The sequence below is a fragment of the Yersinia antarctica genome (assembly GCF_056636475.1).
Window position 1 is genome coordinate 39,089 of record NZ_JBSJQF010000001.1, and the last position, 26,988, is coordinate 66,076.

Consider the following 26,988-nt stretch of genomic DNA (forward strand, 5'->3'; position numbering starts at 1 on the left):
GATTTGATTTGATTTGATTTGGTGATCGGTTCGGTTGTTAGGACTGATCGAGTTATTCTTTCGGTTAGTATTTGATAAGTGAATAAGTTCGGTTGTTAAAGTAACTGAATTTACTTAACCTGCGATGAACCAACCGGCAAAGGGGCCATAAGCGTGGCCCCTTGTGCAATCCCGCGCTTGCGCGAAATATTGCCCTGCGGATAAACCGTCCGCGTCTTTCGGGCTGACGAGCCAGCGCGTTCGCTCCTGCTCAAGCGCGCTTTTCGCGGGCTTCCATGCCCGCTCACTCTACCCTCACTCCTTGCCGGCAATATTCCTGATTGCGCTCAACGTCAAAACCATCGCTTTAGGTTTTGATTTTCTCTTTTGACTTTAAAAGCACATTTGAGCGAGGGAACCTGCGCAGCAGGCAAGCGATACGTGCGCAAGCGCGGATTGTTAAGGCCCACGCTTATGGGCCTTAACTCGGTTGAGGCGACTGAGCTAAAATGACCTCTGAGCGTTTATCAACCGAAACCTGATCCGAACCTAAGCACTAAACCCATATCAACCGAAACCCGCTCCAATAATGTGCCCCCTTCCCCCTGTTGTTTTATTACACATTTCTACCGAGAGTTGAGTCTGAGAGGTTATTAGCAGGGTGAATGTCTCATCTCCTCTCTACGAGCAAAAATAACTTGTGATTAACATCACATTTTCAAAACAAACTAACCCACGCAAAATGTGATTTATATCACTCTTATCGAGCTTTTTAGCTTAAAAATTCGTCGTCGTGGTTTTCTTACAGTCATTTAGTGTGATCTGCGTCAACAAACACACCCCTATAATAGGGGGTTTGGTGTGACTTATGTCACATAAATGCAGTGAGCTACGCGTGAATAAAGGAGCATGCTAGAGTTTGTTTTGCATACAGCGTGTTTGTATTCGATAGCACCGGCGGGTTTTGCAGAACTGCCTCAACAAAACAATTATATCGCGCTCTTATTGTTAGCGCGTACCAATAGGGGTGTTTTATGTTTTCACCAGACGCAAAGGTCAGAATTCAAAATTTTGGCCGATTCCTCAGTAACATGGTTATGCCCAATATCGGGGCGTTTATTGCCTGGGGTATTATCACCGCACTGTTTATTCCAACCGGCTGGCTGCCAAATGAAACACTAGCCAAACTGGTTGGCCCAATGATCACCTACCTGTTACCACTGCTGATCGGTTTTACCGGTGGCCGTTTGGTGGGGGGTGATCGCGGTGGTGTGGTGGGTGCTATCACCACCATGGGGGTTATCGTTGGTGCGGATATGCCGATGTTCCTCGGTGCGATGATTGTGGGTCCGCTGGGTGGCTGGGCAATCAAACACTTTGACCGTTGGGTTGAAGGTAAAATCAAAAGCGGCTTTGAGATGCTGGTTAACAACTTCTCAGCCGGTATCATCGGGATGTTGTTGGCGATTCTCGCCTTTATGGCGATTGGTCCACTGGTAGAAGTGTTGTCCCACGTGTTGGCTAAAGGCGTGCATATCATGGTGCAGCTTAACCTGCTGCCATTAACGTCTATCTTCGTCGAACCAGCTAAAATCCTGTTCCTGAATAACGCGATTAACCACGGTATCTTCTCACCTCTGGGTATCCAGCAGGCGACTGAAACCGGTAAGTCTATCTTCTTCCTGATCGAAGCGAACCCAGGCCCAGGTATGGGTGTGTTGATGGCTTACATGTTCTTCGGTAGAGGTAACGCTAAGCAGTCTGCTGGTGGCGCGGCTATCATCCACTTCTTCGGTGGTATCCACGAAATCTATTTCCCATACGTGCTGATGAACCCGCGCTTATTGCTGGCGGTTATTCTGGGCGGTATGACTGGTGTGTTCACTCTGACTGTGCTGAACGGCGGCCTGGTATCACCTGCGTCTCCTGGTTCTATCCTGGCAGTATTGGCGATGACACCTAAAGGTGCTTATTTTGCCAACATTGCTGCAGTTGCTGCTGCGTTTGCCGTCTCCTTCGTGGTATCCGCTATCTTGCTGAAAACCTCTAAAGTCAAAGACGACGAGGAAGACAGCCTGGAAGATGCAACTCGCCGTATACAAGATATGAAAGCGCAATCTAAAGGCGCACAAGCGGCGAATGCTGCCGCTGCCGCAGGCGACCTGACCACAGTACGTAAAATCATCGTAGCTTGTGATGCTGGTATGGGTTCTAGTGCGATGGGGGCCGGTGTGCTGCGTAAGAAAGTACAAGATGCGGGCTTGAGACATATCTCGGTGACTAACTGTGCTATCAACAACTTACCAGAAGATGTGGACTTGGTTATCACCCACCGTGATTTGACTGAGCGAGCCATGCGCCATGCGCCACAGGCACAACATATCTCGTTGACCAACTTCCTTGATAGCCAGTTGTACACCAACCTGACAGCACGTTTGGTGGAGGCGGCTAACACGACAGCAAGCACTCAGAAAGTGATTGAAACGCTGGACGATAGCTTTGAAGCCTCTGAAGCCAACTTGTTCAAGCTGGGCGCGGAGAATATTTTCCTCAATCAACACGCAGCCACCAAAGAGCAAGCTATTCGCTTCGCTGGTGAGCAGTTGGTGAAGGGCGGTTATGTTGAGCCGGAATATGTTGAAGCGATGCTGGAACGTGAAAAACTGACCTCCACCTATCTGGGCGAATCTATCGCGGTACCACACGGTACCATTGAAGCGAAAGACCGTGTGTTGAAAACCGGTGTAGTATTCTGCCAATACCCTGACGGCGTGCGCTTTGGTGACGAAGAAGATGAAGTGGCGCGTTTGGTGATTGGTATCGCGGCCCGTAATAATGAGCATATTCATGTTATTACCAGCCTGACGAATGCGCTGGATGATGAGTCGGTGATTGAGCGCTTAAGTAAAACTACCAGCGTGCAGGAAGTATTGGACTTATTGGGTGGCAAAAAGTAACCCAGCAATAACTGAATAGGGCCGTTGGGAGAAACGGCCCTTCTACAGCAAAAGGTAACGAATATGAAAGCATTACATTTTGGCGCAGGTAATATTGGCCGGGGCTTCATTGGTAAACTTCTTGCTGATGCCGGTGCGCAACTGACCTTCGCAGATGTTAACCAGCCGCTGCTGGACGAACTGAATAAACGTAAAAGTTATCAGGTCAATGTGGTTGGTGAGCAGGCGCGGGTTGAAGAAGTCAAAAACGTGAGTGCAGTAAACAGTAGTAGCCCAGACGTGGTGGCGCTGATTGCTGATGCCGATATTGTCACCACCGCTGTTGGACCGCAGATTCTGGCACGTATTGCCGGCACCGTGGCACAAGGCTTAGTCGCTCGTCATCAACAAGGTAATACTCGTCCGCTGAATATTATCGCCTGTGAGAATATGGTGCGCGGTACCAGCCAGTTAAAACAGCATGTCTTCGCTGCGTTACCGGAAAGTGAACAAGCGTGGGTTGAGCAACATGTCGGTTTCGTAGATTCCGCGGTAGACCGTATTGTGCCGCCATCAGAAGCGGGCAGTACAGATATTCTGGCAGTGACGGTAGAGACCTTCAGTGAGTGGATTGTTGATGGTACCCAGTTCAAAGGGCAGCCACCGGAAATCGCAGGTATGGAGTTGACCGACAACCTAATGGCGTTTGTGGAGCGTAAACTCTTCACCCTGAACACCGGTCATGCGATAACGGCCTATCTGGGGCAACTGGCCGGCCATCAAACCATCCGTGATGCCATTCTGGACCCAGCAGTACGCCAGACAGTGAAAGGCGCGATGGAAGAGAGCGGTGCAGTGCTGATTAAACGCTATGCTTTTGATCCACAAAAACATGCCGCTTATATCAATAAAATCATCTCCCGTTTTGAGAACCCTTACCTGCATGACGATGTTGAACGTGTTGGCCGTCAGCCACTGCGTAAACTGAGTGCCGGTGATCGATTGATCAAACCGCTATTGGGTACACTTGAGTATCAACTGCCACACACCAATCTGGTAACCGGTATTGCGGCGGCCATGAGTTATCGCAGTGAGCAAGACTCACAAGCTCAGGAATTGGTTGAATTACTGGCGAAATTGGGGCCGAAAGCTGCTTTGGCGCAAATTTCAGGCTTACCCGCTGATGGCGAGGTTGTCGAACAGGCGGTGAGTGTGTATAACGCCATGCAGGACAAGCTGACGCACTAATTTTGTGATGAACAAAATGAGTTTGCGTTAGGTGATATACCCTAAATAATTCGAGTTGCGGGAAGGCGACAAGCGAGATACAAATCGGTCGGGAACCGATTTGTACAGCATTTATGCTAGCCCGTAGGGTGAGCCTCCAGGATGAGGCTCATTAATCCCGATGAGCTTACGCAGTCAAGTGATTCGGGTTATTGAACGTAGCCAACGCACATGCGGCTTGAAGTATGACGGGGATAAATACCGTGTCAGATTGCGCGGTATTTATCTTTTCGTAGCCCGATATTCTGAAACCACCTCAGTGACAAGCGATGATTGAAAAAACACAGGCATTTGAGAATCGGGTACTTGAGCATCTGAACGCAGGCAAGACCGTTCGGAGTTTCCTGATGGCTGCTGTCGAATTATTGGCAGAAGCGCTGAATATTCTCGTGGTGCAGGTTTTTCGTAAAGATGACTATGCGGTGAAATATGCCGTGGAGCCATTGCTGGTTGGCGATGGGCCGCTTGGTGAGCTATCTGTGCGACTAAAGTTGGTTTATGCCTTGGGTGTGATCACCCGTCATGAATACGAAGATGCTGAGCTATTGATGGCGCTTCGTGAGGAGTTAAACCATGATGGCACCGAGTATCGCTTTACTGATGACGAAATCCTCGGGCCATTTGGTGAATTACATTGTGTGGCTGAATTGCCGCCAGTGCCCACTTTCCTGCGCCCGGATGAAGCAGACGCGTCGCTGATTGCCATGCAACGCCAGCGTTATCAGCAAATGGTGCGTTCCACCATGGTGCTCTCGATTACAGAATTGCTCTCCCGCATCAGCTTAAAACAGGTTTCCAAGCTGTCACCACTCGGCCATGCCTGAGTTACGGCAACACACTGAGCCATTCGTCAACTAACAGCCACAATGCTGTTATTGCCATCAAGCCCCCCATCACTCCATTGAATAATCGTAGTTTCCAGTTAACCCGTAACGCATGGCGTAACTGATCCCCCATCACCGCCCAAACGGCCACACAAGGCAGATTTAACAGAGCAAAACCACTAACAATCAGTAGGGTATGGCTCAGCGTAGCACCTTCACGTGGTGTAAATAAGATGGCGACATTCATAGCCATCAGCCAAGCCTTTGGATTAATGGCCTGGAATAAAGCCCCCTGGATAAACCCCATTGGTTGCTGGCCATCTCTTGACTTCGGGCTACCGGAATTAAAAATTTTCCACGATAACCAGAATAAATATGCACATCCCAGCGTCACCAGTGGCAAGCGAATTACCCCCAGCCAACTGAGAATTAATGCCAACAATGTGGTCATTAATGCGCATTGCAACGCGCAGCCAAAGGTAATCCCCAACATCATTGGGAAGGTACGACGTAAGCCAAAATTGACACCAGATGCAGCTAATAACAGGTTATTTGGGCCTGGAGTGATCGACATAACGGTAACGTAACTGATGAAAGCACTGTCTAGCATGGGATATCCTCCCCTTTCGTACTTGAAGCTGCACGGGTGAGTAAGCTTGTTGCCTACCTGCAACTCCAATTACTGTGGGTATTATATTATTGATGTTATCGAGAGATTCAGCATAAACAGCAATCCGCTATGGCGTCAGAAGCAGAAGTTATCTATTGTTGTGGGTACAGTTTGTATAAGATTTAACTGTACCCATTGAACCTGCGGAGAACTGTCACCATGCCCGTTGTTATGAATGAAATTCGCTACTTGCAAGTGGCTGACAATCTGGCGCAGGCCATTAAGAAAGGCAGTTTGCTGGCGGGTAGCCGCCTGCCATCAGTGCGCGGTTACGCCAAAAACCATCAGGTGAGTATCAATACGGTGGTGGCAGCTTACCGTACGCTGGAGGATCGAGGCTTGATTGAAGCGCGTCCGCAGTCAGGGTTTTATGTTTGTAGTCCGTCAACGGCGGTGGTGCCAACAGCGACAGTCGGCAAACCGGTAAATGAGGTGCTGGATTTAATTGATACGGTATTTGCCGCACAACAAAACCCCCGCTTTACCAATATCTCGCTCGCCTGTCCACAAACGGCGGATTTTTACCCCAGTGCCAAGTTGGGCCGCATCATGGCATCACTATTGCGTCGTGAGCCGCAGTTAATCAGTCAGTACGCGTTGCCACCAGGATGCCAGCGCCTGCGTCAGCAAATCGCCCGCCGCGCCATGACCCTAGGGATGCTGGCTAATCCGGCAGATATCACTATTACGCATGGTTGTATGGAGGCGTTGCAGTTAGCGTTGCGGGTCACCACCAAGCCGGGTGATTGTGTCGGGCTGGAATCGCCAACCTATTTCTATCTGATGCCATTACTTGCCAGCCTTGGCCTGAAAGCCGTGGAGATTCCAACCGATCCACAGCAAGGTTTATCGTTGGATGTGTTGGAGTTACTGCTTCAGGAGGGGCGGTTGAATGCATTGATCGCCATGCCAACGGTGCAGAACCCGTTAGGTTTTACGATGCCACTGGCGGCGAAAAAGCGCCTGGCACAGTTGATGAACGATCATCAGGTGCCGCTGATAGAAGATGGCTTATATGCAGAAATACAATTCGGTTCTACTTTGTCCCCAGCGGTAAAAGCCTTTGACCGCGACGGTTGGGTGCTGTTCTGTTCCAGCTTCACCAAAACACTGGCCCCGGACTTCCGTATCGGCTGGATTGATGGTGGCCGCTTCGCTGAGGCATTACATAAGCTCAAAGCGGTGTCGTCGATGGCGGAACCGGCGTTATTATCAGAAACACTGGCACTGTTTCTGGAGTCTGGCGGTTACGACCACCACCTGCGCGGGCTACGGCGCCGTTATGCGCAACAAGTACAGCAGGCGCAGCAACTCATTGCACAATACTTCCCTCGTGGGACCAAAGTGACCCAACCAGCAGGGGGTTTTGTTTTCTGGGTCGAGTTCCCTGCCTGTGTCGATACCGTGGCGCTATTTCATCAATTGCTACAAGAACAGATATGCCTGACCCCCGGTACGCTTTACTCGCCGAGTGGCCGCTATCGTAATGCTTTTCGCCTCTCGTGCTGTTATCCGTTCAACCACCACTATACCCAAGCTTTGGTCAGGCTCGGGGAGGTTGCTTGTGAAATTAGCAGCCTACCGGCCGGCATGCAGTGGCAACCAATACAGGAGGCTGCTGCTGAAAAGCACGCATCCTGATACACTCTCTATCTTGATGCACAATCAGTGCTATCCTATCCCCAACTTTAGCGAAATATCGTGCCCATCAGTGGCATGTACGGGCCAATACTATGAAAGAACATGCAGAAATCAAACGTCTAAGCGATATGCTGGATGCGTTGAACCACAAAGACCCTACCGTGATCCAACAGGGTAATATGGATTTGATCGCGCAGCATATGAAAGAAAAAGAGAAACTGGCGGCTGAAATTCAGCGCCTGAAAGAAGTGCGGGTTAAAAACCTGAGTGCTGAAGCACAAAAGCTAGCTCAACTGCCGTTCAGCCGTGCTATTACTAAAAAAGAGCAGGCGGATATGGGCACGCTGAAGAAAGCGGTACGCGGTATTGTGGTGGTACACCCAATGACGGCATTAGGCCGTGAGATGGGCTTGAAAGAAGTGACCGGCTACGCGAAAAAAACGTTCTAATTGCGACTTTCGAAATAACCGGGTGTGTGGCATGGCCGCTACCCGGTTTGTTGTGGGTTTTCATCTCTCTTGACATATGCTAAGCATATGCTAGTGTCTTTAGTGACACGATTATCAGGAGTAAAAATATGAGAACAGTCTCTATTTTCAAAAATGGCCAAAATCGGGCAATACGTTTACCAAAAGATATGGACTTTGCGGGTGTCACCGAACTGGAAATACTCAAAGATGGCGATAATATCATTTTAAGACCTATCCGCCCTACATGGGTATCATTCATGGATGAAGATAAAGCGGATAACGATTTTCTTACGGAAAGACAAGACGTTATCGAAGAGGGACGCTTCGAATTATGATGAAAAGAATATATATGCTCGATACGAATATTTGCTCTTTTATTATGCGGGAACGCCCTGCTGAATTAATTATAAAATTACAACAGTGTATTGAGCATCAGAATAAAATAGTCGTTTCAGCCATTACATACTCAGAAATGCGGTTTGGTGCAATTGGTAAGAAAGCATCACCGAAACATAACTATTTAGTAGATGAATTTGTGAAACGATTAGATGCTATCTTGTCGTGGGATGCAGCGGCTGTAGATGCTACCACTAATATTAAAGTTGAGCTGGCAAAGCAGGGTACGCCAATTGGCGGAAATGATGCAGCAATAGCCGGACACGCAATTTCGGCTGGAGCAATATTAGTGACTAATAACATTAGAGAGTTTGAAAGAGTTAAAAAGCTGCGAATTGAGGATTGGAGTAAATAATCATCATTTCTAATAAAATTTACAAATACAACCCAATCATATATTCAAGGTGGTGATTAAAATTACCTATTTAATTACTGCTCTTTCATATAACTTGCCGTCCTTGGCAAGATCGTGTGTTGTATTATTTGATAATTAATACATCAAGAACCTAATAACCGCCGATTGAAATCCTCGATCTTTCCTTGCGAAAGACGCGTTAGCATAGTTTTACTCCAACTGGTGGATAATCCTGATACAGCCAGCAAGCGGTGATACTGTTCTTTATCGAAAGGCATATGCCAGGCGATGGCAATCGCTTCTGCCACCGAGATATCACTGGTGCGCGCCAACAGCTCTAATGCATGGCCCTCACTAACAATACCGGTGGAAATTACGCGATACAGCCAGCCGCAATAACCGGTCTGCTGCATCAGTGCCGACATCTCCTCGATAGCGAAATGGAAGTTGAGCTTGTAACAAGGTGAACGCGGTTGAGTCACCTGAATGATTGCCCCTCCCCAGCGGTAGATATCCCCCATATAGACATTTTGTTCCGTCATGCCGAGGGTTGAGATATTTTCGCCATAGGCTGGTGCTGCGAAAATATCTTCCTGTGCAGGGAATCGCTCTATCCAGTGGGAGTAGTGTTCTCGTGGATAATGGCATAAGGCGCGGTCCGGCCCACCGTGAAAGCGGGTCTCGGCTTGTTCATCCCCTTCCAATCCCAGCGTCGTGAGCATGATGCCACCCTGAACCTGACGTTTACCAATCGCGCTCGGGGAACTGCCGTTATAAGGCTCGATTTTACCGATATAAACCTGAGGATACTTCATCTGCTCTCCTTGTCTGCGTTGGGAAGGGAGAATCAGAATACCCTGCCTGACCGCAGGGTTCCAAGGTAAAAGAGGTTATCGATAGGATTGAGCGAAACGACGAGATAGGCAGGAGTAACCGCATTGGCTACTCCTGCCGGGTAACGCGGTTTAGCGGATAATCAGAAGGTTTCCCAATTATCGTGCTGAGTGGTGCGACTGCTTTCTGTGCCAGAGCGAGGTGTTGGGGTACTTTTAGGTGCCACGGATGCACCGACGTTTTTCTGTGCCGATTCTGCCTCTGCATCGGATAGGCGGAACACGGCGACGGCCTGTGCCAGTAAAATGGCTTGTTCAGCCAGTGAGTCGGCGGCGGCGGCAGACTCTTCCACCAGGGCCGCATTCTGCTGAGTGGTGCTGTCCATTTCAGAGATAGCCTGGCTAACCTGCGTGATACCACGGCTCTGCTCATCGGATGCTGAGGCAATTTCCGCCATAATATCGCGCACATGGGTCACTGAGCGGACAATATTCTCCATCGTTTGCCCGGCATTTTGCACCAACGTGGTTCCGGCATTTACCTGAGTCACTGACTCGCCAATCAAGCCTTCAATTTCTTTCGCCGCTTGTGCACTGCGTTGTGCCAAATTGCGAACTTCGCTGGCGACAACGGCAAAACCACGGCCTTGCTCGCCGGCGCGGGCGGCTTCAACCGCAGCATTCAAGGCCAAGATATTGGTCTGGAAAGCAATACTGTTAATGACTGAAGTAATCTCAGAGATACGTTTGGAGCTACCGGAGATATCGTTCATGGTGCGCACCACATCGTTAACCAGCTTACCGCCCTGTTGTGCGGTTTGTGATGCCTCGGTTGCCAGTTGATTAGCATGGTGGGCATTATCGGCATTCTGCTTAACCGTGGCATTCAACTGCTCCATGCTGGCAGCGGTTTCCTCTACAGCCGCAGCCTGCTGTTCGGTGCGGGAAGATAAATCGGTATTACCGGCAGCAATTTCGCCGGAGGCATGAGACACCTGACTGACACCAATGCGGATCTCATCAATCATGGCGCGCAGGTTTTCATTCATCCGGGCGACGGCATTCATCAACAGGCCCAACTCATCGGTACGGTTTGATGTTGTCGCCGCAGTTAAATCACCGGTAGCAATGCGCTCTGCCATCGCCAGTGTGGTGCGCAGTGGTACCGTGATCTGGCGGGTCATGCGCCATGAAATCAATAGACCAAACAGCAGTGCGGCAATGGCAGCAATAGTTAACTGCAATTGCGCATTATTGATTTCTGCGTGGGTCCCTTGCAGCTCTTGGGTGAACAGATGGGTGGCCAGTTTATTCAATTCGTTGGCATTCGACTCCATCACTTTACCGGTCTCCAGCTCTTGCTGATAAGCCGGTAAATAGGCCAGTACGTTATCTTTATAGGTACTCAGGCTGGAGATAACCGGAGCCAGCAGCTTTTGCTGTTCGGCCGATAGCACCGGCATAAAAGCATTTGCGGCACTATTAGCGATATTGATTGAGGTAATCAGCGAGGACTCTGCATCCTGGTTGCGATCCAGCAATAAGCCGCGTGCGTTGTAGCGTACGGTCATCAACTTCTGGTTCATCTCTGCTAGCAGGATTTGGGTATTGGTATCTGCCCCTTCATTAAGTAGGCTTTGTTGCAGCTCGTTGAGGTTCTTCTGGGTTTCAGAAATATTCCAGCTTTTGCGCACATCATCTTTATGGGCTACGGCATTGACGAAGTTACTCTGCTGCTGCAGATACTCCTCTACCACATCGGAAATACTGCTAATGGTTTTGCGGTTATCTGCCGACCAACTAAGACTTTCGCTCTGGGTCAGAAGATTTTTTATATTATTGATATGTTGAGAATTTTCTTTGATGTATTGCAGAGAGTAGGTACGTTCATATAATGCGCGATTATATTTTGCCTGATTGGATTCATCGTTAACTTTGTAACTCAGGTCAACTTTATAAGCATGATCTTCAATCACGGAGAAATGATAAGCGGTGGTACCGGCGATGATCCCGACCAGCAACAACATCAGGAAAAAGCTTAATCCCAGCTTTTTACCGACTTTCATATTTTCAAAGCTGCCAAAAACGTTGCTAAATACTGCCATGTTCTTCTCCGTTATGCGGTGTCTCTGATGCAAATCAATCAGCGTAGGTGAGTTTGGGGAGGTCTAGTTATTAGAAGATTTTGGGGAGTTGGTGGTATGTGGGGTAGCCTTGGCAAGAGTACTTATCCCAAACGATATACCCGTCATACTTCAAGTTGCATGTGCGTTGGCTGCCTTCCTGCAACTCGAATTATTTAGGGTATAGTTCATGAGCTTTATATCCATGAATACCAACGCCCTTCTTGGACAATCTATCGGCAGAAATTGGCTAAACTTTAGCAATAAAAATGCCAGCAAGATGACCTTGCTGGCATGTATCCTTCGGACTTGAAGCTACAGGGTTGTTAGCTGCAACTCCACGTTCTTTGGATATGCAACATACGGTTTATGCGGCTTATTTGGCTTGAGTGAAACGCGCTGCTGCTTCGTCCCAGTTAACCACGTTCCAGAATGCTTTGATGTAGTCTGGGCGGCGGTTTTGGAATTTCAGATAGTAAGCGTGTTCCCACACATCCAGGCCAATAATTGGGAAGCCTGATGCGCCAGAAACTGCTTCGCCCATCAGTGGGCTATCTTGGTTAGCAGTAGATACAACCGCCAGCTTGCCGTCGTCTTTCAGAACCAGCCAAGCCCAGCCAGAACCGAAACGGGTTGCCGCAGCAGCTTCAAATTTCTCTTTGAAGCTATCTACGCTGCCGAAATCGCGCTCAATAGCGGCTTTCAGATCACCCTTCAGGGTTGTGTCCAGTTTCAGCCCTTTCCAGAACAGGCTGTGGTTAGCGTGGCCGCCGGCGTTGTTACGCATAAAAGTGCGTTTTTCAGCAGGAACTTTGTCCAGATCTTTGATCAGGTCTTCAACGCTGAATTTAGCCAGCTCAGGGAAGCTCTCCAACACCGTGTTTGCATTGTTAACATAGGTCTGGTGGTGTTTGGTGTGATGGATTTCCATCGTCTGCTTATCGAAGTGGGGTTCCAGGGCGTCATAAGCATAAGGCAGGGATGGCAGTGAGTAACTCATAATCATCGTCTCCGTAGTGTAGGGCGGTGCAAAAAAAGTAAGCGCCGCGTAAGCATTCGGATCATTATAGTTAATTAAATGATATTGAAAATGATTATCAATGCCGTACTAATTGTATGGTCTTTCTATTCGCTAATCCGCTGCGGATGGGTGTAAACCGTTGCTCTACCGGGTTTACTGAAGCCAACCAGCGTCAGATTACAGCGCTCGGCAACTTCAACCGCTAAGGTTGTTGCAGCAGAAACAGCAAATAAAATCTCTGCACCGCACATTGCGGTTTTCTGCACCATCTCATAGCTAGCACGGCTGGAAACCAGCACAGCACCTTGCTGCCACGGCTGTTTGGCCCGTATCCCCAGCAGCTTATCCAGTGCGACATGGCGGCCCACATCTTCACAACCACCCAACAATTCACCTTTCGGATTAATCCAGGCCGCAGCATGAGTGCAACCCGTCAACTGACCCACAGTTTGTACCTGCTTGAGTTGTGCCAGTGCGTTATCGAGTTGATTCAAATTAAAGGTCTGAGTGAAAGGCAGAGGGGTGATGGGGCGAAAAATATCATCAAGCTGTTCAATACCACAGACCCCACATCCGGTGCGGCCGGCCATAGCCCGGCGGCGCTCTTTTAAACCGGAAAAGCGACGGCTGGATAACTCAATGTTAACTTCTATGCCATTACAGCCTGGTGTCACATCAATGGCGTAGATATCTTGTGGGGCGCTAATAATGCCTTCTGACAACGAAAAACCTAGCGCGAATGCTGCCAGATCTTTCGGGGTTGCCATCATCACCACATGGGAAATGCCGTTGTAGACCAGCGCTACCGGCACTTCCTCCGCCAGCCAATCCAATTGCGGCTCGGTCATTTGATGGCGCTGTAGCACGTTAAGTTGTTTTGCACCGCAGATTCCGGTGGAGAGGTCAATTGTTGAAGGTTTGATCTGGCTCACTATGCGGCCCTGAAAGTTATAACCCATAATCACAATGTGGTAACATTCACATTAAGAATGGTATGGGTATAATTCTATTTCCAGAAGAATGTATCCCACACCGATAAAGGTGATATCGCGTAAGCGATTTTAGCGCTTCCGGTTTCGTTGAGGGAAGTGTGAACTGAAATAATGTGACAATGAACGAAGGAGAGACCCATGCAGGTCAGCAGAAGGCAGTTCTTTAAGATCTGCGCTGGCGGTATGGCAGGAACCACGGTCGCGGCACTCGGCTTTACGCCGTCAGTGGCGCTGGCGGAAACGCGCAATTACAAATTGCTGCGCGCCCGTGAGACGCGGAATACCTGTACATATTGCTCCGTTGGTTGCGGGCTTTTGATGTATAGCCTCGGTGACGGCGCAAAAAACGCCAAAGAGAGTATTTTCCATATCGAAGGGGACCCGGACCATCCGGTAAACCGTGGCGCGCTGTGCCCGAAAGGTGCAGGGCTGGTGGATTTTATCCATAGCGAAAGCCGCCTGAAATATCCTGAATACCGTGCTCCGGGTTCAGATAAATGGCAGCGAATCACTTGGAATGATGCATTTGACCGCATTGCCAAGCTGATGAAAGAAGACCGGGACGCTAACTTCATTAAGACCAACGACGCCGGTGTTACCGTCAACCGTTGGCTGAGTACCGGTATGCTGTGTGCCTCGGCATCCAGTAACGAAACGGGTTATCTGACCCAGAAATTTAGTCGCGCTCTCGGCATGCTTGCCGTAGACAACCAAGCACGTGTCTGACACGGACCAACGGTAGCAAGTCTTGCTCCAACATTTGGTCGCGGTGCGATGACCAACCACTGGGTTGACATCAAGAACGCAGACTTAATTATCGTCATGGGCGGTAATGCGGCAGAAGCGCATCCGGTGGGGTTCCGCTGGGCGATGGAAGCCAAAATCCACAACAATGCCAAGTTGCTGGTGATAGACCCACGCTTTACTCGTACTGCATCGGTGGCGGACTTCTATACGCCAATCCGCTCCGGTAGCGATATCGCGTTCCTGTCCGGCGTGTTGTTGTATCTGATGACCAACAACAAAATTAACCGCGAATACGTCGAAGCTTATACCAACGCCAGCTTGCTGGTGCGGGAAGACTTTACCTTTGATGACGGCCTGTTCAGTGGCTATGACGCCGAAAATCGCAAATACGACAAAACCACCTGGAATTACCAGTTGGATGAAAACGGCTTTGCCAAACGCGATGTCACGCTGCAAGACCCGCGCTGTGTGTGGAACTTGCTGAAAGAACACGTCAGCCGTTACACGCCAGAGGTGGTCTCCAATATTTGCGGTACGCCAAAAGAAGATTTCTTGCAGGTTTGCGAATATCTCGCCGAAACCAGTGTGTCCAATAAAACCGCCACATTCCTGTATGCGCTGGGCTGGACACAACACTCGGTTGGCGCGCAGAACATCCGTACCATGGCGATGATCCAGTTGTTACTGGGCAATATGGGCATGGCGGGGGGCGGTATTAACGCCTTGCGCGGTCACTCTAATATTCAGGGTTTAACTGACCTGGGTTTGCTGTCACAAAGCTTGCCGGGCTACCTGAATCTGCCGTCAGAAAAACAGCCGGATATTGACACTTATCTGAAGGCCAACACGCCGAAAACCCTGTTGCCGGGCCAGGTTAACTACTGGAGCAATTACCCGAAATTCTTCGTCAGTTTGATGAAAAGTTTCTACGGTGATAAAGCCCAGAAAGAGAACGGCTGGGGCTACGACTGGTTGCCGAAGTGGGATAAAGGCTATGACGTATTACAATATTTCGAGATGATGTCGCAGGGTAAAGTGAATGGCTATATTTGCCAGGGCTTTAACCCGGTCGCGTCGTTCCCGAACAAAAACAAAGTAGTAGCATCACTGTCGAAACTGAAATTCCTGGTAACTATTGACCCGCTCAATACTGAAACCGCGAATTTCTGGCAAAACCACGGTGAATTTAACGATGTCAGTCCATCGAAAATTCAAACCGAGGTGTTCCGCTTGCCATCCAGTTGTTTTGCTGAAGAAAACGGTTCAATTGTTAACTCCAGCCGCTGGCTGCAATGGCACTGGAAAGGTGCTGATTCACCGGGCGAAGCATTGAACGATGGTGCCATTTTGGCAGGTATCTTTAGTCGTCTGCGTGACATGTACCATCGGGACGGTGGTGCAGTGCCAGAACAGGTGCTCAATATGACCTGGGATTATCTGACGCCAGACAATCCAGAGCCAGAAGAAGTGGCACAGGAAAGCAATGGTAAAGCACTGGCTGATATCACCGATGCTGACGGCAAAGTGCTGGTCAAAAAAGGCGAGCAGCTCAGTACCTTCGCTCATCTGCGTGATGATGGTACTACCGCCAGTGGATGCTGGATCTTTGCCGGTAGTTGGACACCGGCCGGTAACCAGATGGCACGCCGTGATAACGCTGACCCATCCGGCCTTGGCAATACACTGGGCTGGGCGTGGGCATGGCCGCTTAACCGCCGCATTCTATACAACCGTGCCTCTGCTGACCCACAAGGTAAACCGTGGGATCCGAAACGCCAGTTGCTGGAGTGGGATGGCACCAAATGGGGTGGCGTTGATATCCCAGATTACAGTGCCGCGGCACCGGGTAGCGATGTCGGGCCGTTTATCATGCAGCCAGAGGGCATGGGCCGCCTGTTTGCCATCGACAAAATGGCAGAAGGACCGTTCCCGGAACATTATGAGCCATTTGAAACGCCGTTGGGCACCAACCCGCTGCACCCGAATGTGATATCCAACCCGGCCGCGCGCGTGTTTAAAGACGATTTGGCCGCAATGGGTTCTCATGAGCAGTTCCCGTATGTCGGTACCACTTATCGTCTGACCGAGCATTTCCACTACTGGACTAAGCATGTGCTGCTCAATGCTATCGCACAGCCAGAACAGTTTGTGGAAATTGGCGAAAAACTGGCAGCGAAAAAGGGCATTAAGCAGGGCGATACCGTGAAAGTCAGTTCCAACCGTGGCTATATCAAAGCCAAGGCGGTGGTGACCAAACGTATTCGTACGCTGAATGTTCATGGGCAGGAAGTTGACACTATTGGTATCCCGATCCACTGGGGATACGAAGGGGTGGCGAAAAAAGGCTTCCTGGCCAATACCCTGACACCGTTTGTCGGTGATGCCAATACGCAAACGCCAGAGTTCAAGGCGTTTCTGGTCAACGTGGAAAAGGTGTAACGGAGAGAACCTATGTCACTGCAAACCCAAGACATTATACGGCGCTCCGGCACCAACTCCCTTACGCCGCCGCCACAGGATCGTAACCACCAGCAAGAGGTGGCCAAGCTTATCGACGTCACCACCTGTATCGGTTGTAAAGCCTGTCAGGTGGCGTGTTCGGAGTGGAATGATATCCGTGATGAAGTCGGTCATAACGTCGGGGTGTACGATAACCCCGCAGATCTGACCGCTAAATCATGGACGGTGATGCGTTTTTCTGAAGTTGAAGATGAAGAGAGCGGCAAGCTGGAGTGGCTGATCCGTAAGGATGGCTGCATGCATTGTGCTGACCCCGGCTGCCTGAAGGCATGTCCGTCGGAAGGGGCAATCATTCAGTATGCCAATGGTATCGTCGATTTCCAGTCAGAACACTGTATCGGCTGTGGTTACTGCATCGCCGGTTGCCCGTTCGATGTGCCGCGCATGAACAAAGATGACAACCGGGTGTATAAATGTACCTTGTGCGTCGATCGCGTTGGTGTTGGCCAGGAACCTGCCTGTGTGAAAACCTGCCCGACCGGAGCGATTCACTTTGGCACCAAAGAGTCGATGAAAGAAGTCGCTGCGGGCCGGGTTGCTGAGTTGAAAACTCGTGGCTTTGATAACGCAGGGTTATATGACCCCGCTGGCGTGGGGGGTACCCATGTGATGTATGTACTGCATCATGCGGATAAACCGCAGCTCTATCATGGTCTGCCGGAGAACCCGACCATCAGTCCGACAGTCACCTTCTGGAAGGGGATCTGGAAACCACTGGCAGCGGTGGGCTTCGCTGCAACCTTTGCGGCCAGTATCTTCCATTATGTGGGTGTCGGCCCGAACCGGGTTGAAGAAGAGGAGGACGAAGACGATAAGCCGGATTCAACACCTGCTGACACGTCATTGCCGCCACCGGAGCAGACCACCGCTGAGCACTCAGACGACGGGGAGACGCCCAAATGAAAAAAGAAAAACGCATCCAGCGCTACAGCGCGCCGGAGCGCATCAACCACTGGATAGTGGCCTTCTGCTTTATACTGGCCGCTATCAGTGGTTTGGGGTTCTTCTTCCCGTCATTTAACTGGCTGATGAATATTTTTGGTACGCCGCAGTTGGCACGCATCCTTCACCCCTTTGCCGGGGTGATTATGTTCGCCGCCTTCCTGATCATGTTTTTCCGTTACTGGAAACATAATCTGATCAATAAGGAAGACCTGGAATGGGCTAAAAATATCCATAAAATCGCCATGAATGAGGAAGTCGGTGACACGGGGCGCTATAATTTCGGTCAGAAGTGCGTATTCTGGGCTGCTATTATCAGTCTGGTGTTGTTGTTGGCCAGTGGTGTTGTTATCTGGCGGCCTTATTTTGCGCCTTCCTTCCCGATCCCGCTGATTCGCCTGGCACTGCTGGTGCATTCGCTGGCGGCGGTCGGGTTAATTATCGTGATTATGGTGCACGTTTATGCTGCCCTGTGGGTGAAGGGCACCATTACCGCGATGGTAGAAGGCTGGGTACCGGCGGCGTGGGCGAAAAAGCACCATCCGCGCTGGTACCGTGAGGTTAACGCCAAAAGTCAGCGTCAGAAAAAACAGGAAGAGAAACCCTGATGAGTATTCGCATTGTCCCTAAAGATCAACTAGGAAAACAAAGCGAAAAAGGCACAACGGCGGGGAATATCCCGCCGTTACTTTTCGCGAATTTAAAAAGCCTGTATACCCGGCGCACTGAACGTTTACAGCAACTTGCGCTGGATAACCCGTTGTCCGATTATCTGGATTTTGCGGCTAAAATTACCCAAGCGCAGCAAAAAGCGCTGCATGACCATCCGCTGGTGTTGGATATGCAGGCTGAGTTGGAGCAATCCGCTGCCAGCGGTAAACCGCCCCTGGATCTGAGTGTTTTTCCTCGCACTGAACATTGGCGTAAGCTCCTGTCAGCACTGATTGCTGAACTACGCCCTGATGCCCCGGATCATATTGTGGCCGTATTGGATAATCTGGATAAGGCATCGGTACATGAGCTGGAACTGTATGCTGATGCGCTGTTAAACCGCGAGTTTGCCCAAATCGGCAGTGAAAAAGCGCCATTCATCTGGGCGGCTTTATCGTTGTATTGGGCGCAGATGGCCAGCCAGATCCCCGGTAAGGCGCGAGCTGAATATGGTGAACATCGCCAGTTCTGCCCAGTCTGCGGCAGTATTCCGGTCTCCAGCGTGGTGCATATCGGTACCCAAAACGGTTTACGTTATCTGCACTGCAACTTGTGTGAAAGTGAGTGGCATGTGGTCCGAATCAAATGCAGTAACTGCGAACAGACCCGTGATTTGAATTACTGGTCACTGGACAGTGAACTGGCGGCAGTAAAAGCGGAAAGTTGTGGTGATTGCGGCACTTACCTGAAAATTCTCTATCAGGAAAAAGACCCACAAGTTGAAGCGGTTGCTGATGATCTGGCCTCGCTTATTCTTGATGCCAAAATGGAAGGTGAAGGATTCGCCCGCAGCAGTATCAATCCATTCTTGTTTCCAGGGGAATAGGTTTCCGGGTCACAAAATAGAAGTATAGTTTGTATGGTTATTATACAATGGTCGCGCTCACATGTGATGGCCATTGTAACTACTGTTGGTTTTATTGACAGGCGCTACTCCATCATCCGAGCGATACGCTAACTTAAATAAGGATATTTATTGTATGTTGAAGATAGTCGCAAAACTGACGGTAGTGATGGTGTTGGTAGGTGGTCTGGCCGCGTGTGATAACAGTAAGGAGAGCAAGGAAAGCACCAACAATGCCGCCCCTGCATCGACCCCTGCTACAACACCCGCGCCCGCTCCGGTAGCCTCTACACCCGCAGTAACTCCGCCAGCAGCAACCACGCCAGCCGCTAAACTTTCCGCTGACCAGCAGCAGGTTAGTCTATTTGATGGTAAGGTTACCTTTGTATTACCAACATCATTTGTTGACCAAACTAAATTGGCGGGTGACGTAAACAATGAGCAAAATCAAACGTTGTTATTGATTGATGCTGCCGGTAAACAAATGGCCGTCACTGCGGTGACTAACCCGCCGGGCGTTGAATTGCTTGATACCAGTGATTTGTCCCTTGATGCGTTAAACAAAGGGTTATTGCAGGGGTTCAGTGCTCAGTACCAGAATATTAAACAAACCGGACAAAAAGACATCACCGTTGATGGCCATAAGTTCCGCCTGTTTGATACCAAGCAAAAAATACAAAATTCGCCGATGGTAGCGACTACAATCTTTACTGTGTTAGATAAGAAAGTGGTATTTATTCAGATGGTCTCTGCCGCTGAAAAAACCAAGCAACACCAAACGTTAGTGAATAGCGTGGTTGATTCTATCGCGCTACACTAATTACTCAGACCGAGCGCCGTACCATTATTATGGCGCTCTTTCGACCTTATTACCTGAGTGAGTATGAGCGCAGAACCCCATCAGTTATACAGTCAGTTACCCGCAATAGATCGCCTGCTACGCGAGCCAGATGTTGCCCCTTTAGTGGCTGAATATGGCCCTGTTTTATTGACCGATATTTTGCGTCAAATGCAGGTTGAGGCTCGTGAATATATCCGCCAATTTCATTCACTGGCTGATTGGTGCAGTGACTGGCCAACAGCATTAAAGCAGCGTTTACATAGCCGCCAATCCGCGTTAAAACCCGTCTTTAACCTTTCCGGTACCGTATTGCATACCAACTTGGGCCGTGCCCCATTGGCTGAATCAGCTATTGCTGCGGTGAATGATGCGATGCGTGGCGCGGTAACACTGGAATACTCTCTGAGTGGTGCCGGGCGTGGCCATCGTGACCGGGCTATCGCCGATTTGCTGTGTGAGCTGACCGGTGCGGAAGATGCTTGTATCGTGAATAACAATGCTGCTGCGGTGTTTCTCATGCTGACGGTAATGGCGGCGGGGAAACAGGTAGTGGTTTCTCGCGGTGAGCTGGTGGAGATTGGTGGTGCTTTTCGTATCCCGGATGTGATGCGACAGGCGGGGTGTGAATTGGTCGAAGTGGGTACCACTAATCGCACGCACCTTAAAGATTACCGCCAAGCCATAAATGAACACACTGGCCTGCTGATGAAAGTGCATACCAGCAATTACAGTATTGAAGGTTTCACCGCCTCGGTTGCCGAAGCGCAACTCGCAACATTAGGCCATGAATTCTCCATCCCGACCGCCACCGATCTGGGCAGCGGTTCGTTGGTGGATATGACCCGCTATGGTTTGCCAGCAGAACCAATGCCACAGCAATTGATTGCAGCGGGTATCGATTTAGTCACCTTTTCGGGCGATAAACTGCTGGGTGGCCCACAGGCCGGGATTATTCTTGGCAAAAAACAGTGGATTGAGCAGCTACAGCAGCACCCACTTAAGCGGGTGTTACGCGCCGATAAAATGACGCTGGCCGCACTGGACGCCACCTTGCGTCTCTATCAGCAGCCAGACCGGTTGACAGAGTTGCTGCCAACCATGAGGTTACTCACCCGGCCAACACAGGTTATCGCCGAGAGTGCACAACGGGTATTGGGTGCCCTAACCGCTCGTTATGGCACCGATTTCACGCTGGCGGCAGAACCTTGCTGGTCGCAGATCGGTAGCGGTTCGCTACCGGTAGACCGTCTGGCCAGTTGGGCGGTAACGTTCGCACCAAAAGAGGGGCGCGGAAGTGCTCTGGAAGCCCTAACAGCGCGTTGGCGCGGTTTGGCTAAGCCGGTTATTGGCCGCGTGGCTGATGGGCGTTTGTGGCTCGATTTGCGTTGTCTGGAGGATGAGGCGGCGTTGCTCAGGGAATTGGCTCGATGATTATTGTAACAGCAGGCCATGTCGATCATGGCAAAACGACACTCTTACAGGCTATCACCGGGGTGAATGCGGATCGCCTGCCGGAAGAAAAACAGCGCGGCATGACCATTGATCTGGGTTATGCCTATTGGCCCCAGCCCGACGGCAGCGTTATGGGTTTTATCGATGTCCCCGGCCATGAGAAGTTTTTAGCCAATATGTTGGCGGGCGTGGGCGGTATTGATCATGCTTTGCTGGTGGTTGCCTGTGATGATGGTGTCATGGCACAAACCCGCGAGCATCTGGCGATTTTGCGCCTCAGCGGTCGCCCCACGTTGATCGTGGCACTGACCAAAGCTGATCGGGTTGATGATGAGCGTATCGAACAGGCTCGCCAGCAGGTGCTGGCAGAGCTGGCGGCACAGGGCTGGCAAGCAGAGCAAGTCACTTTGTTCGTGACGGCGGCGGCGACCGAGCGTGGCATTAACGAATTACGTGAACATCTGGCGCAATACCACCAACAAAATGCACAGCACAGCCGGTTACAGCGGCGCTTTCGTCTGGCTATCGATCGTGCATTCAGTGTGAAAGGGGCTGGCTTGGTGGTAACGGGCACGGCGTTGGCAGGTCAGGTGGAACTCGGTGATACCTTATGGCTCACCGGCGGCGACTGTCCGGTGCGGGTGCGTGGTATCCATGCCCAAAATCAAAATACATCACAGGCGCAAGCTGGCCAGCGTATCGCCCTGAATATCAGTGGCGATATCAGCAAACAACAGATCAACCGCGGTGACTGGCTATTAACGCAACAGCCGCCGCAGGCCACGGAGCGGGTACTTGTCATTGTGGATGCTGATACACCGATCCAACATTGGCAACCTTTACATCTGCATCATGCCGCCAGCCATATTACCGGGCGTTTTTCGCTGCTGACCAATCCACAACCTACCGACGAGAACCCCCAGCCGATACTTGCTGAACTGCTGTTGGATAACCCGCTATCGCTGGCTGAAAACGATCGTCTTATTCTGCGTGATATTGCGGCGAAGAAGACCTTGGGCGGTGCTCGGGTGATTCATCTGACGGCCCCCAAACGCGGCAAACGGCAACCTGCGTATTTATCTTGGTTAACCGCGCTGGCCCAGGCAGCCTCTGACCGTGAAGTGCTAGATTTACATCTGGCCCAAGGGCCGGTTTCTTTGTCTGACTTCAGTTGGGCACGCCAGCTAACTGAACGTGATATGGCGGACTTACTGGCGCAGACCGATAGCGTTGTCGCCGGTGATATCGCACTCTCGCGCCCTCATGCTCAGCAAGGGCAACAAACCTTATTACATGTCCTGTGCCTGTATCATCAACAGCATGGTGATCAGTTAGGATTAGGGCGGGCGCGCTTGCGGCGTATGGCGTTGCCAACGCTGGATGAAGGGCTGGTATTCCGTTTGATTGATGATCTGCTGGCTGAAGGGGCGCTAAAGAATACCCGTGGCTGGCTACATCTGCCAGCTCATGGCCTGGCATTTACTGCCGAGGAGCAGGTTCAGTGGCAGCAGGTCGCATCCTATTTTGCCGATGACCCTTGGTGGGTGCGCGATTTGGCGGCACAGATGCAGATTGAAGAAGGTGAGATGCGCACACTATTGCGCAAAGCGGCACAACTGGGCTATATCACAGCAATTGTTCCTGATCGCTACTATCGCAGCCAGCGTATTGAGCAATTCGCTGATTTGGTACGTGAGCTGGATGCCAGCCAGGGCAGCGCCTGTGCCTCAGATTTCCGCGATAGACTGGGTGTTGGCCGCAAACTGGCGATTCAAATCCTTGAATTCTTTGACCGCAGTGGGTTTACTCGCCGCCGAGGTAACGACCATTTGTTGCGTGACAGTGGGCTATTTCTTAATACATCTCCTAATATGTAATTTTTACGATATCCAGCGCATGAGATGTATTAATTGTTGGGTGCTGCTTTTGGCGCTAACCTAATTCGCAAGGATAGTTATATGGCGTGACAGCTTTTCAGCTTTAAAGTTACGCTAACAAAAATATTTAGCGGGAGAAAAGCGCTGCTTCTCTCCCGCTTTAAAACTACTCCGCAGTAACCGCCTCCGGCTGACGGCGAATAAATATCATCACCAAGCCCAGCCACAGCAAGCCACTGATCAGATTGAACAGGTTAAAGATACCGCTGTTGCCCCACAAGTAAGCGATTTTGGCAAACTCAATGCCGAAGGTGAATACCATCATACTGATCATCCCCATGGCGGCAGATACCGTACCTTTACTGATATCACTGGCGAACAGTGTCAACCGCACCAAACCGGCATTAGCCAAGCCAATACCAAAGGCATACAGGCTCAGTCCTGCCGTCATCCACAGATAAGCATGGGATGAATAGAGCGTTGAGCCTGCGGCAACCAGCAAGCCAATAATCATCGGACCGGCACCGTAGCGGATAAGACGTGGAATACTGGTTTTGCCGCTCAATCTCGCCAGTGTCAGATTACCAATAATCAGTGCGCCGAAAATTGGCACCTGCAAAACACCATATTCAACAGTGGATAGCTGCTCACCGCTGATCAAAATGACGGGTGATTGCGCAATCCACGCCAGCAATGGCAGGCTGGCAAAGCCTAACGCCAAGGAACCACACATGAAACGGCGGTTGGCGAGTACCAGCTTATAGTCATGCCACATCGCTGCCACTGACAGTTTCTCTCCTTTCAGAGCGGCGGTTTCCGGCATGGCGCGCCATAAGCCCACAAATGAAATGGCCCCCAGCACGGCAAATAGCACAAACATTGCCTGCCACGGAGCGACATGAATCAAGGCGGCCCCCGCCAGAGGGCCGAGTAATGGGGCAATCAAGGCGACATTGGCCATTAACGCGGTAATTTTAATACAGACCGCTTCTTCAAATGATTCCTGAATAGTGGCGTAACCGACGGCACCAATAAAGCATAAGCCGATCCCTTGCAGGAAGCGCATGGCGATGAACTGTTCGATACTATTGACCAGCAAGATGGCAAGGCATGTCACCACAAAGAATGCGACACCGAACAACATTACCGGGCGGCGCCCACGGCGGTCTGACAACGGCCCAAGTAACCATTGCAAGAACATCCCGCCAGCCAGATAGGCAGTCATAGAGGTCGGAACCCACTCAATACTGGCATTAAAATCAGCCACTACGGCGAGCATACCTGGCTGGATCATATCGTTAGCGATATAAGCGGCAAATTCGAACAATACTAAACAAAGAGGGAATAAAAGCGCCCGTCGACCTAAACGTGTCGCGGGTGAAAATGAAGTTTGCATAAATTAAGCTATTAATAATAAACGTAAAAAAGGATACGGCTCAGGCAGGGTGTGCATTCAAAGCGCGTCAGGTCGGTTATTTTGCCGTCAATAGAGGAATATGGCAATGCCAATTATTTTGGGGATACGTTAAATTTACGTTATTGTTTGCAACCTGATTATTGATGCCGTAAATAGATCAACGCTTTTAGTATGCTGACAGGTGATAGAGAGTATGCATGACCAATAAGATTGGCTGGATTGATAATTTGCGGGCGGTGGCCTGCATTATGGTGGTCATGATCCATGCCACAACCTATTACGTCACCAGTGGTGCTCAGGTGGGTGAGGCTAACTGGGATATTGCCAATCTGCTCAATTCTGCTTCTCGTGCCTGCGTGCCCCTGTTCTTTATGATCTCTGGTTATCTGTTTTTTGGTGAAAAAAGTGCACAGCAAAAGCACTTCACCCGAATTGGGCTATGCCTGCTGTTCTACAGTGTGATTGCCCTGATTTATATTTCGATCCTGACGCCGATCAACGGTTGGAGCTCACTACAGAATATCCTGCAAAAACCGGTGTTTTATCATCTGTGGTTTTTCTACGCCATTATCGTGGTTTATCTGGTATCACCACTGATTAATGTCAAACCGGTGTCAGGCCGCTATCTGGCGGTGGTGATTTTACTGCTGGCAGTGCTAGCCAATCCCCAAGCCAGCAAATATTCGATTGGCGGTTTCCATTTATTGCCAATCAACCTCTATATCTACGGTGATACTTTTTATTACTTGCTGTACGCGCTGTTGGGGCGGGCAATTGGAATGTTGGAAACCAAAGGCAGGGTGATCAGTTGGGGGGCGGCATTGCTGTTTATCACCAGCGTAATATTTATTGCCATCTCAACTGAAAAGCAGACGCGGATTAATGGCAGTTTTGCGGATACTTTCTATATGTATTGTGGCCCGCTGGTGTTCGTTGCGGCGGTATCACTGCTGGTGTGGTTTAAAAACTGCATGAACCAGCAAATTGGCTGGCTAAGCTGGCTCGCCGGGCATTCATTGGCGATTTACGGCTTCCACGCGCTCATTATTCACTTTATTCGCACCCATCATTACGATTTTACGGGTTATCCGATACTGGATATTTTCTATGTTTTCGCACTGGCTCTCGCCCTGAGCACTTTGCTATCCATGGGATTACAGCGCATTGACCGGCGGCGTCTGGTCAGTTAACCACGACCTGCCCACGCTGTTGTGCGCGCCGAAGCTGGCGGCCGGAGGAGAACCCGGCAGCCAGTGCGGCTTTCTCCAGATTAAACCCTTCTTGCAGGCGAACTTCGGCCACTGCGACTCGCAATTGTTCGTGAAATTCACGCACACTGATCCCGACATGTTCGCGGAATAATCGTGTTAAATGGCGGCTACTGACATGTGCTTTCTGCGCGACCTGAAGCAGTGACCATTCGGCTTCCGGTTCTGCCGACATCACATCCTGCGCACGGTGTACGGCGGGATGCAGGTGATTGCGGTAACGTAACCAGGGGGAAAGCTGCGGATCATCGCCAGACCGTCGAAAATAAACCACCATTTCCCGTGCGACTTCTAATGCAGTTTGTGGGCTGCAATAGCGGCTAATCAGATGCAAAGAGAGATCAATACCCGCCGTAATTCCGGCGCTGGTATACACGCCACGGTCTTCAACAAAGATACGGTTTTCTTTGGTTTGTGCGGCGGGTGCCTGCTGACGTAATCGCTCAAGTACATTGTGATGAGTGGTGCATTGGTAGCCATCCAGTAGCCCCGCTTGTGCCGCCAGTAATGCACCGGAGCAGACACAAACCAAGATTATTTTTTGCTGTGTAATGGCTATTTTTTGCTGTTGTAACCAGTGACGGGCCACTGCGGCCGTTTCGGTTGCAAAGTAGTGGCGTGAGTCGCTCACTCCCGGCACGACCAGTAAACTGCCCTCTGGCAAGCTGTCAGGCAGTGGTTGTAACTGGCCTAGCACCATGTCGGTGGAAGCCGTCACTTGCGGCAATGGACTGATATAGAAGAGATTAAATGACCCTGCCAACCGTAAGGTTTCAGCCGGGCCAGTTAAATCCAGCGACAGCACGCCGGGAAGCAATAGGAAATAGACATTTCGTTGCATG

Annotated in this window: 22 protein-coding genes; 15 read left to right on the plus strand and 7 right to left on the minus strand. The window is 50.4% G+C overall.

From position 1 onward, the window contains the following. Window positions 1–1,013: 1,013 nt before the first annotated feature. The 3 genes from ACWJJO_RS00165 to ACWJJO_RS00175 all read left to right on the plus strand — a co-directional run bounded on the left by ACWJJO_RS00165 (window position 1,014) and on the right by ACWJJO_RS00175 (window position 5,026). Window positions 1,014–2,936: a PTS mannitol transporter subunit IICBA gene (locus tag ACWJJO_RS00165; protein WP_372560220.1), complete on the plus strand. Its 1,923-nt coding sequence runs from the start codon at window positions 1,014–1,016 to the stop codon at window positions 2,934–2,936. 63 nt (window positions 2,937–2,999) lie between these two features. Beyond that, window positions 3,000–4,163: a mannitol-1-phosphate 5-dehydrogenase gene (locus ACWJJO_RS00170; protein ID WP_420072742.1), complete on the plus strand. Its 1,164-nt coding sequence runs from the start codon at window positions 3,000–3,002 to the stop codon at window positions 4,161–4,163. Between the two features lie 308 nt (window positions 4,164–4,471). After that, window positions 4,472–5,026, plus strand: coding sequence for an MltR family transcriptional regulator (locus ACWJJO_RS00175; protein WP_005186837.1), 555 nt, complete (start codon window positions 4,472–4,474; stop codon window positions 5,024–5,026). Window position 5,027: 1 nt separating this feature from the next. Here the strand turns inward: ACWJJO_RS00175 and ACWJJO_RS00180 are convergent, their stop codons facing one another. Further along, window positions 5,028–5,636, minus strand: coding sequence for a LysE family translocator (locus ACWJJO_RS00180; protein WP_083161473.1), 609 nt, complete (start codon window positions 5,634–5,636; stop codon window positions 5,028–5,030). A gap of 219 nt (window positions 5,637–5,855) precedes the next feature. On the opposite strand from ACWJJO_RS00180, the gene ACWJJO_RS00185 reads away from it, so the two are divergent. From ACWJJO_RS00185 to ACWJJO_RS00200, 4 genes are all read left to right on the plus strand, one after another. After that, window positions 5,856–7,337 (plus strand): aminotransferase-like domain-containing protein, encoded by a 1,482-nt coding sequence (locus ACWJJO_RS00185; protein ID WP_372568441.1) that lies wholly within the window; start codon window positions 5,856–5,858, stop codon window positions 7,335–7,337. A 92-nt stretch (window positions 7,338–7,429) separates the two neighbouring features. After that, window positions 7,430–7,786, plus strand: coding sequence for a YibL family ribosome-associated protein (locus ACWJJO_RS00190; protein WP_481090499.1), 357 nt, complete (start codon window positions 7,430–7,432; stop codon window positions 7,784–7,786). A 128-nt stretch (window positions 7,787–7,914) separates the two neighbouring features. Further along, window positions 7,915–8,142: a type II toxin-antitoxin system VapB family antitoxin gene (gene vapB / locus ACWJJO_RS00195; protein WP_050086923.1), complete on the plus strand. Its 228-nt coding sequence runs from the start codon at window positions 7,915–7,917 to the stop codon at window positions 8,140–8,142. After that, window positions 8,139–8,558, plus strand: a complete 420-nt coding sequence (locus ACWJJO_RS00200; RefSeq protein WP_050086921.1) for a type II toxin-antitoxin system VapC family toxin — start codon at window positions 8,139–8,141, stop codon at window positions 8,556–8,558. The genes vapB and ACWJJO_RS00200 overlap by 4 nt, the downstream gene beginning before the upstream one ends. Window positions 8,559–8,701: 143 nt before the next feature. Here ACWJJO_RS00200 and yiiM read toward each other — a convergent pair whose 3' ends face one another. From yiiM to fdhD, 4 genes are all read right to left on the minus strand, one after another. Further along, entirely contained in the window at window positions 8,702–9,373 is a 672-nt protein-coding gene (gene yiiM / locus ACWJJO_RS00205; protein WP_083161469.1) for a 6-hydroxyaminopurine reductase, read from the minus strand. A gap of 161 nt (window positions 9,374–9,534) precedes the next feature. Continuing rightward, complete coding sequence (locus ACWJJO_RS00210) at window positions 9,535–11,496, minus strand: methyl-accepting chemotaxis protein (protein ID WP_083161467.1); 1,962 nt, start codon at window positions 11,494–11,496, stop codon at window positions 9,535–9,537. Window positions 11,497–11,890: 394 nt separating this feature from the next. After that, on the minus strand, window positions 11,891–12,514 hold the full coding sequence (sodA, locus tag ACWJJO_RS00215; RefSeq protein ID WP_050311298.1) for a superoxide dismutase [Mn]: 624 nt from the start codon (window positions 12,512–12,514) through the stop codon (window positions 11,891–11,893). Between the two features lie 125 nt (window positions 12,515–12,639). Beyond that, complete coding sequence (gene fdhD / locus ACWJJO_RS00220) at window positions 12,640–13,494, minus strand: formate dehydrogenase accessory sulfurtransferase FdhD (protein ID WP_481090500.1); 855 nt, start codon at window positions 13,492–13,494, stop codon at window positions 12,640–12,642. 171 nt (window positions 13,495–13,665) lie between these two features. Here fdhD and fdnG point away from each other — a divergent pair, with 171 nt between their 5' ends. The 7 genes from fdnG to selB all read left to right on the plus strand — a co-directional run bounded on the left by fdnG (window position 13,666) and on the right by selB (window position 23,461). Next, window positions 13,666–16,713: a formate dehydrogenase-N subunit alpha gene (gene fdnG, locus ACWJJO_RS00225; RefSeq protein ID WP_102970500.1), complete on the plus strand. Its 3,048-nt coding sequence runs from the start codon at window positions 13,666–13,668 to the stop codon at window positions 16,711–16,713. A gap of 12 nt (window positions 16,714–16,725) precedes the next feature. After that, window positions 16,726–17,697, plus strand: a complete 972-nt coding sequence (gene fdxH, locus ACWJJO_RS00230; protein WP_420072741.1) for a formate dehydrogenase subunit beta — start codon at window positions 16,726–16,728, stop codon at window positions 17,695–17,697. Beyond that, complete coding sequence (fdoI, locus tag ACWJJO_RS00235; RefSeq protein WP_083161461.1) at window positions 17,694–18,344, plus strand: formate dehydrogenase cytochrome b556 subunit; 651 nt, start codon at window positions 17,694–17,696, stop codon at window positions 18,342–18,344. The genes fdxH and fdoI overlap by 4 nt, the downstream gene beginning before the upstream one ends. Next, window positions 18,344–19,273, plus strand: a complete 930-nt coding sequence (gene fdhE / locus ACWJJO_RS00240; RefSeq protein ID WP_083161459.1) for a formate dehydrogenase accessory protein FdhE — start codon at window positions 18,344–18,346, stop codon at window positions 19,271–19,273. The genes fdoI and fdhE overlap by 1 nt, the downstream gene beginning before the upstream one ends. Window positions 19,274–19,427: 154 nt before the next feature. Continuing rightward, window positions 19,428–20,111, plus strand: coding sequence for a DcrB/PsbP domain-containing protein (locus ACWJJO_RS00245; RefSeq protein WP_083161457.1), 684 nt, complete (start codon window positions 19,428–19,430; stop codon window positions 20,109–20,111). Window positions 20,112–20,174: 63 nt separating this feature from the next. Then, window positions 20,175–21,563, plus strand: coding sequence for an L-seryl-tRNA(Sec) selenium transferase (selA, locus tag ACWJJO_RS00250; RefSeq protein ID WP_083161455.1), 1,389 nt, complete (start codon window positions 20,175–20,177; stop codon window positions 21,561–21,563). Then, the gene (gene selB, locus ACWJJO_RS00255) at window positions 21,560–23,461 is read left to right on the plus strand and encodes a selenocysteine-specific translation elongation factor (protein WP_481090501.1); all 1,902 of its coding nucleotides are present in this window, start codon (window positions 21,560–21,562) and stop codon (window positions 23,459–23,461) included. Before selA ends, selB begins: the two co-directional genes overlap by 4 nt. A 166-nt stretch (window positions 23,462–23,627) precedes the next feature. Here selB and ACWJJO_RS00260 read toward each other — a convergent pair whose 3' ends face one another. After that, entirely contained in the window at window positions 23,628–24,857 is a 1,230-nt protein-coding gene (locus ACWJJO_RS00260) for an MFS transporter (RefSeq protein WP_083161451.1), read from the minus strand. A 218-nt stretch (window positions 24,858–25,075) separates the two neighbouring features. On the opposite strand from ACWJJO_RS00260, the gene ACWJJO_RS00265 reads away from it, so the two are divergent. Continuing rightward, window positions 25,076–26,068, plus strand: a complete 993-nt coding sequence (locus tag ACWJJO_RS00265; RefSeq protein ID WP_083161449.1) for an acyltransferase — start codon at window positions 25,076–25,078, stop codon at window positions 26,066–26,068. Here ACWJJO_RS00265 and ACWJJO_RS00270 read toward each other — a convergent pair. Beyond that, complete coding sequence (locus ACWJJO_RS00270; RefSeq protein ID WP_442820411.1) at window positions 26,061–26,987, minus strand: GlxA family transcriptional regulator; 927 nt, start codon at window positions 26,985–26,987, stop codon at window positions 26,061–26,063. The genes ACWJJO_RS00265 and ACWJJO_RS00270 overlap by 8 nt on opposite strands. Window position 26,988 lies beyond the last annotated feature (1 nt).

Coding starts and splice junctions, on each gene's coding strand:
- ACWJJO_RS00190 (WP_481090499.1), top strand. CDS start 7,430: ATGAAAGAACATGCAGAAATCAAACGTCTAAGCGATATGCTGGATGCG.
- selB (WP_481090501.1), top strand. CDS start 21,560: ATGATTATTGTAACAGCAGGCCATGTCGATCATGGCAAAACGACACTC.
- ACWJJO_RS00265 (WP_083161449.1), top strand. CDS start 25,076: ATGACCAATAAGATTGGCTGGATTGATAATTTGCGGGCGGTGGCCTGC.
- ACWJJO_RS00170 (WP_420072742.1), top strand. CDS start 3,000: ATGAAAGCATTACATTTTGGCGCAGGTAATATTGGCCGGGGCTTCATT.
- fdhE (WP_083161459.1), top strand. CDS start 18,344: ATGAGTATTCGCATTGTCCCTAAAGATCAACTAGGAAAACAAAGCGAA.
- yiiM (WP_083161469.1), bottom strand. CDS start 9,373: ATGAAGTATCCTCAGGTTTATATCGGTAAAATCGAGCCTTATAACGGC.
- ACWJJO_RS00165 (WP_372560220.1), top strand. CDS start 1,014: ATGTTTTCACCAGACGCAAAGGTCAGAATTCAAAATTTTGGCCGATTC.
- ACWJJO_RS00260 (WP_083161451.1), bottom strand. CDS start 24,857: ATGCAAACTTCATTTTCACCCGCGACACGTTTAGGTCGACGGGCGCTT.
- ACWJJO_RS00245 (WP_083161457.1), top strand. CDS start 19,428: ATGTTGAAGATAGTCGCAAAACTGACGGTAGTGATGGTGTTGGTAGGT.
- fdoI (WP_083161461.1), top strand. CDS start 17,694: ATGAAAAAAGAAAAACGCATCCAGCGCTACAGCGCGCCGGAGCGCATC.
- selA (WP_083161455.1), top strand. CDS start 20,175: ATGAGCGCAGAACCCCATCAGTTATACAGTCAGTTACCCGCAATAGAT.
- vapB (WP_050086923.1), top strand. CDS start 7,915: ATGAGAACAGTCTCTATTTTCAAAAATGGCCAAAATCGGGCAATACGT.
- ACWJJO_RS00270 (WP_442820411.1), bottom strand. CDS start 26,987: ATGCAACGAAATGTCTATTTCCTATTGCTTCCCGGCGTGCTGTCGCTG.
- ACWJJO_RS00210 (WP_083161467.1), bottom strand. CDS start 11,496: ATGGCAGTATTTAGCAACGTTTTTGGCAGCTTTGAAAATATGAAAGTC.
- sodA (WP_050311298.1), bottom strand. CDS start 12,514: ATGAGTTACTCACTGCCATCCCTGCCTTATGCTTATGACGCCCTGGAA.
- ACWJJO_RS00175 (WP_005186837.1), top strand. CDS start 4,472: ATGATTGAAAAAACACAGGCATTTGAGAATCGGGTACTTGAGCATCTG.
- fdhD (WP_481090500.1), bottom strand. CDS start 13,494: ATGGGTTATAACTTTCAGGGCCGCATAGTGAGCCAGATCAAACCTTCA.
- fdxH (WP_420072741.1), top strand. CDS start 16,726: ATGTCACTGCAAACCCAAGACATTATACGGCGCTCCGGCACCAACTCC.
- ACWJJO_RS00180 (WP_083161473.1), bottom strand. CDS start 5,636: ATGCTAGACAGTGCTTTCATCAGTTACGTTACCGTTATGTCGATCACT.
- ACWJJO_RS00200 (WP_050086921.1), top strand. CDS start 8,139: ATGATGAAAAGAATATATATGCTCGATACGAATATTTGCTCTTTTATT.
- ACWJJO_RS00185 (WP_372568441.1), top strand. CDS start 5,856: ATGCCCGTTGTTATGAATGAAATTCGCTACTTGCAAGTGGCTGACAAT.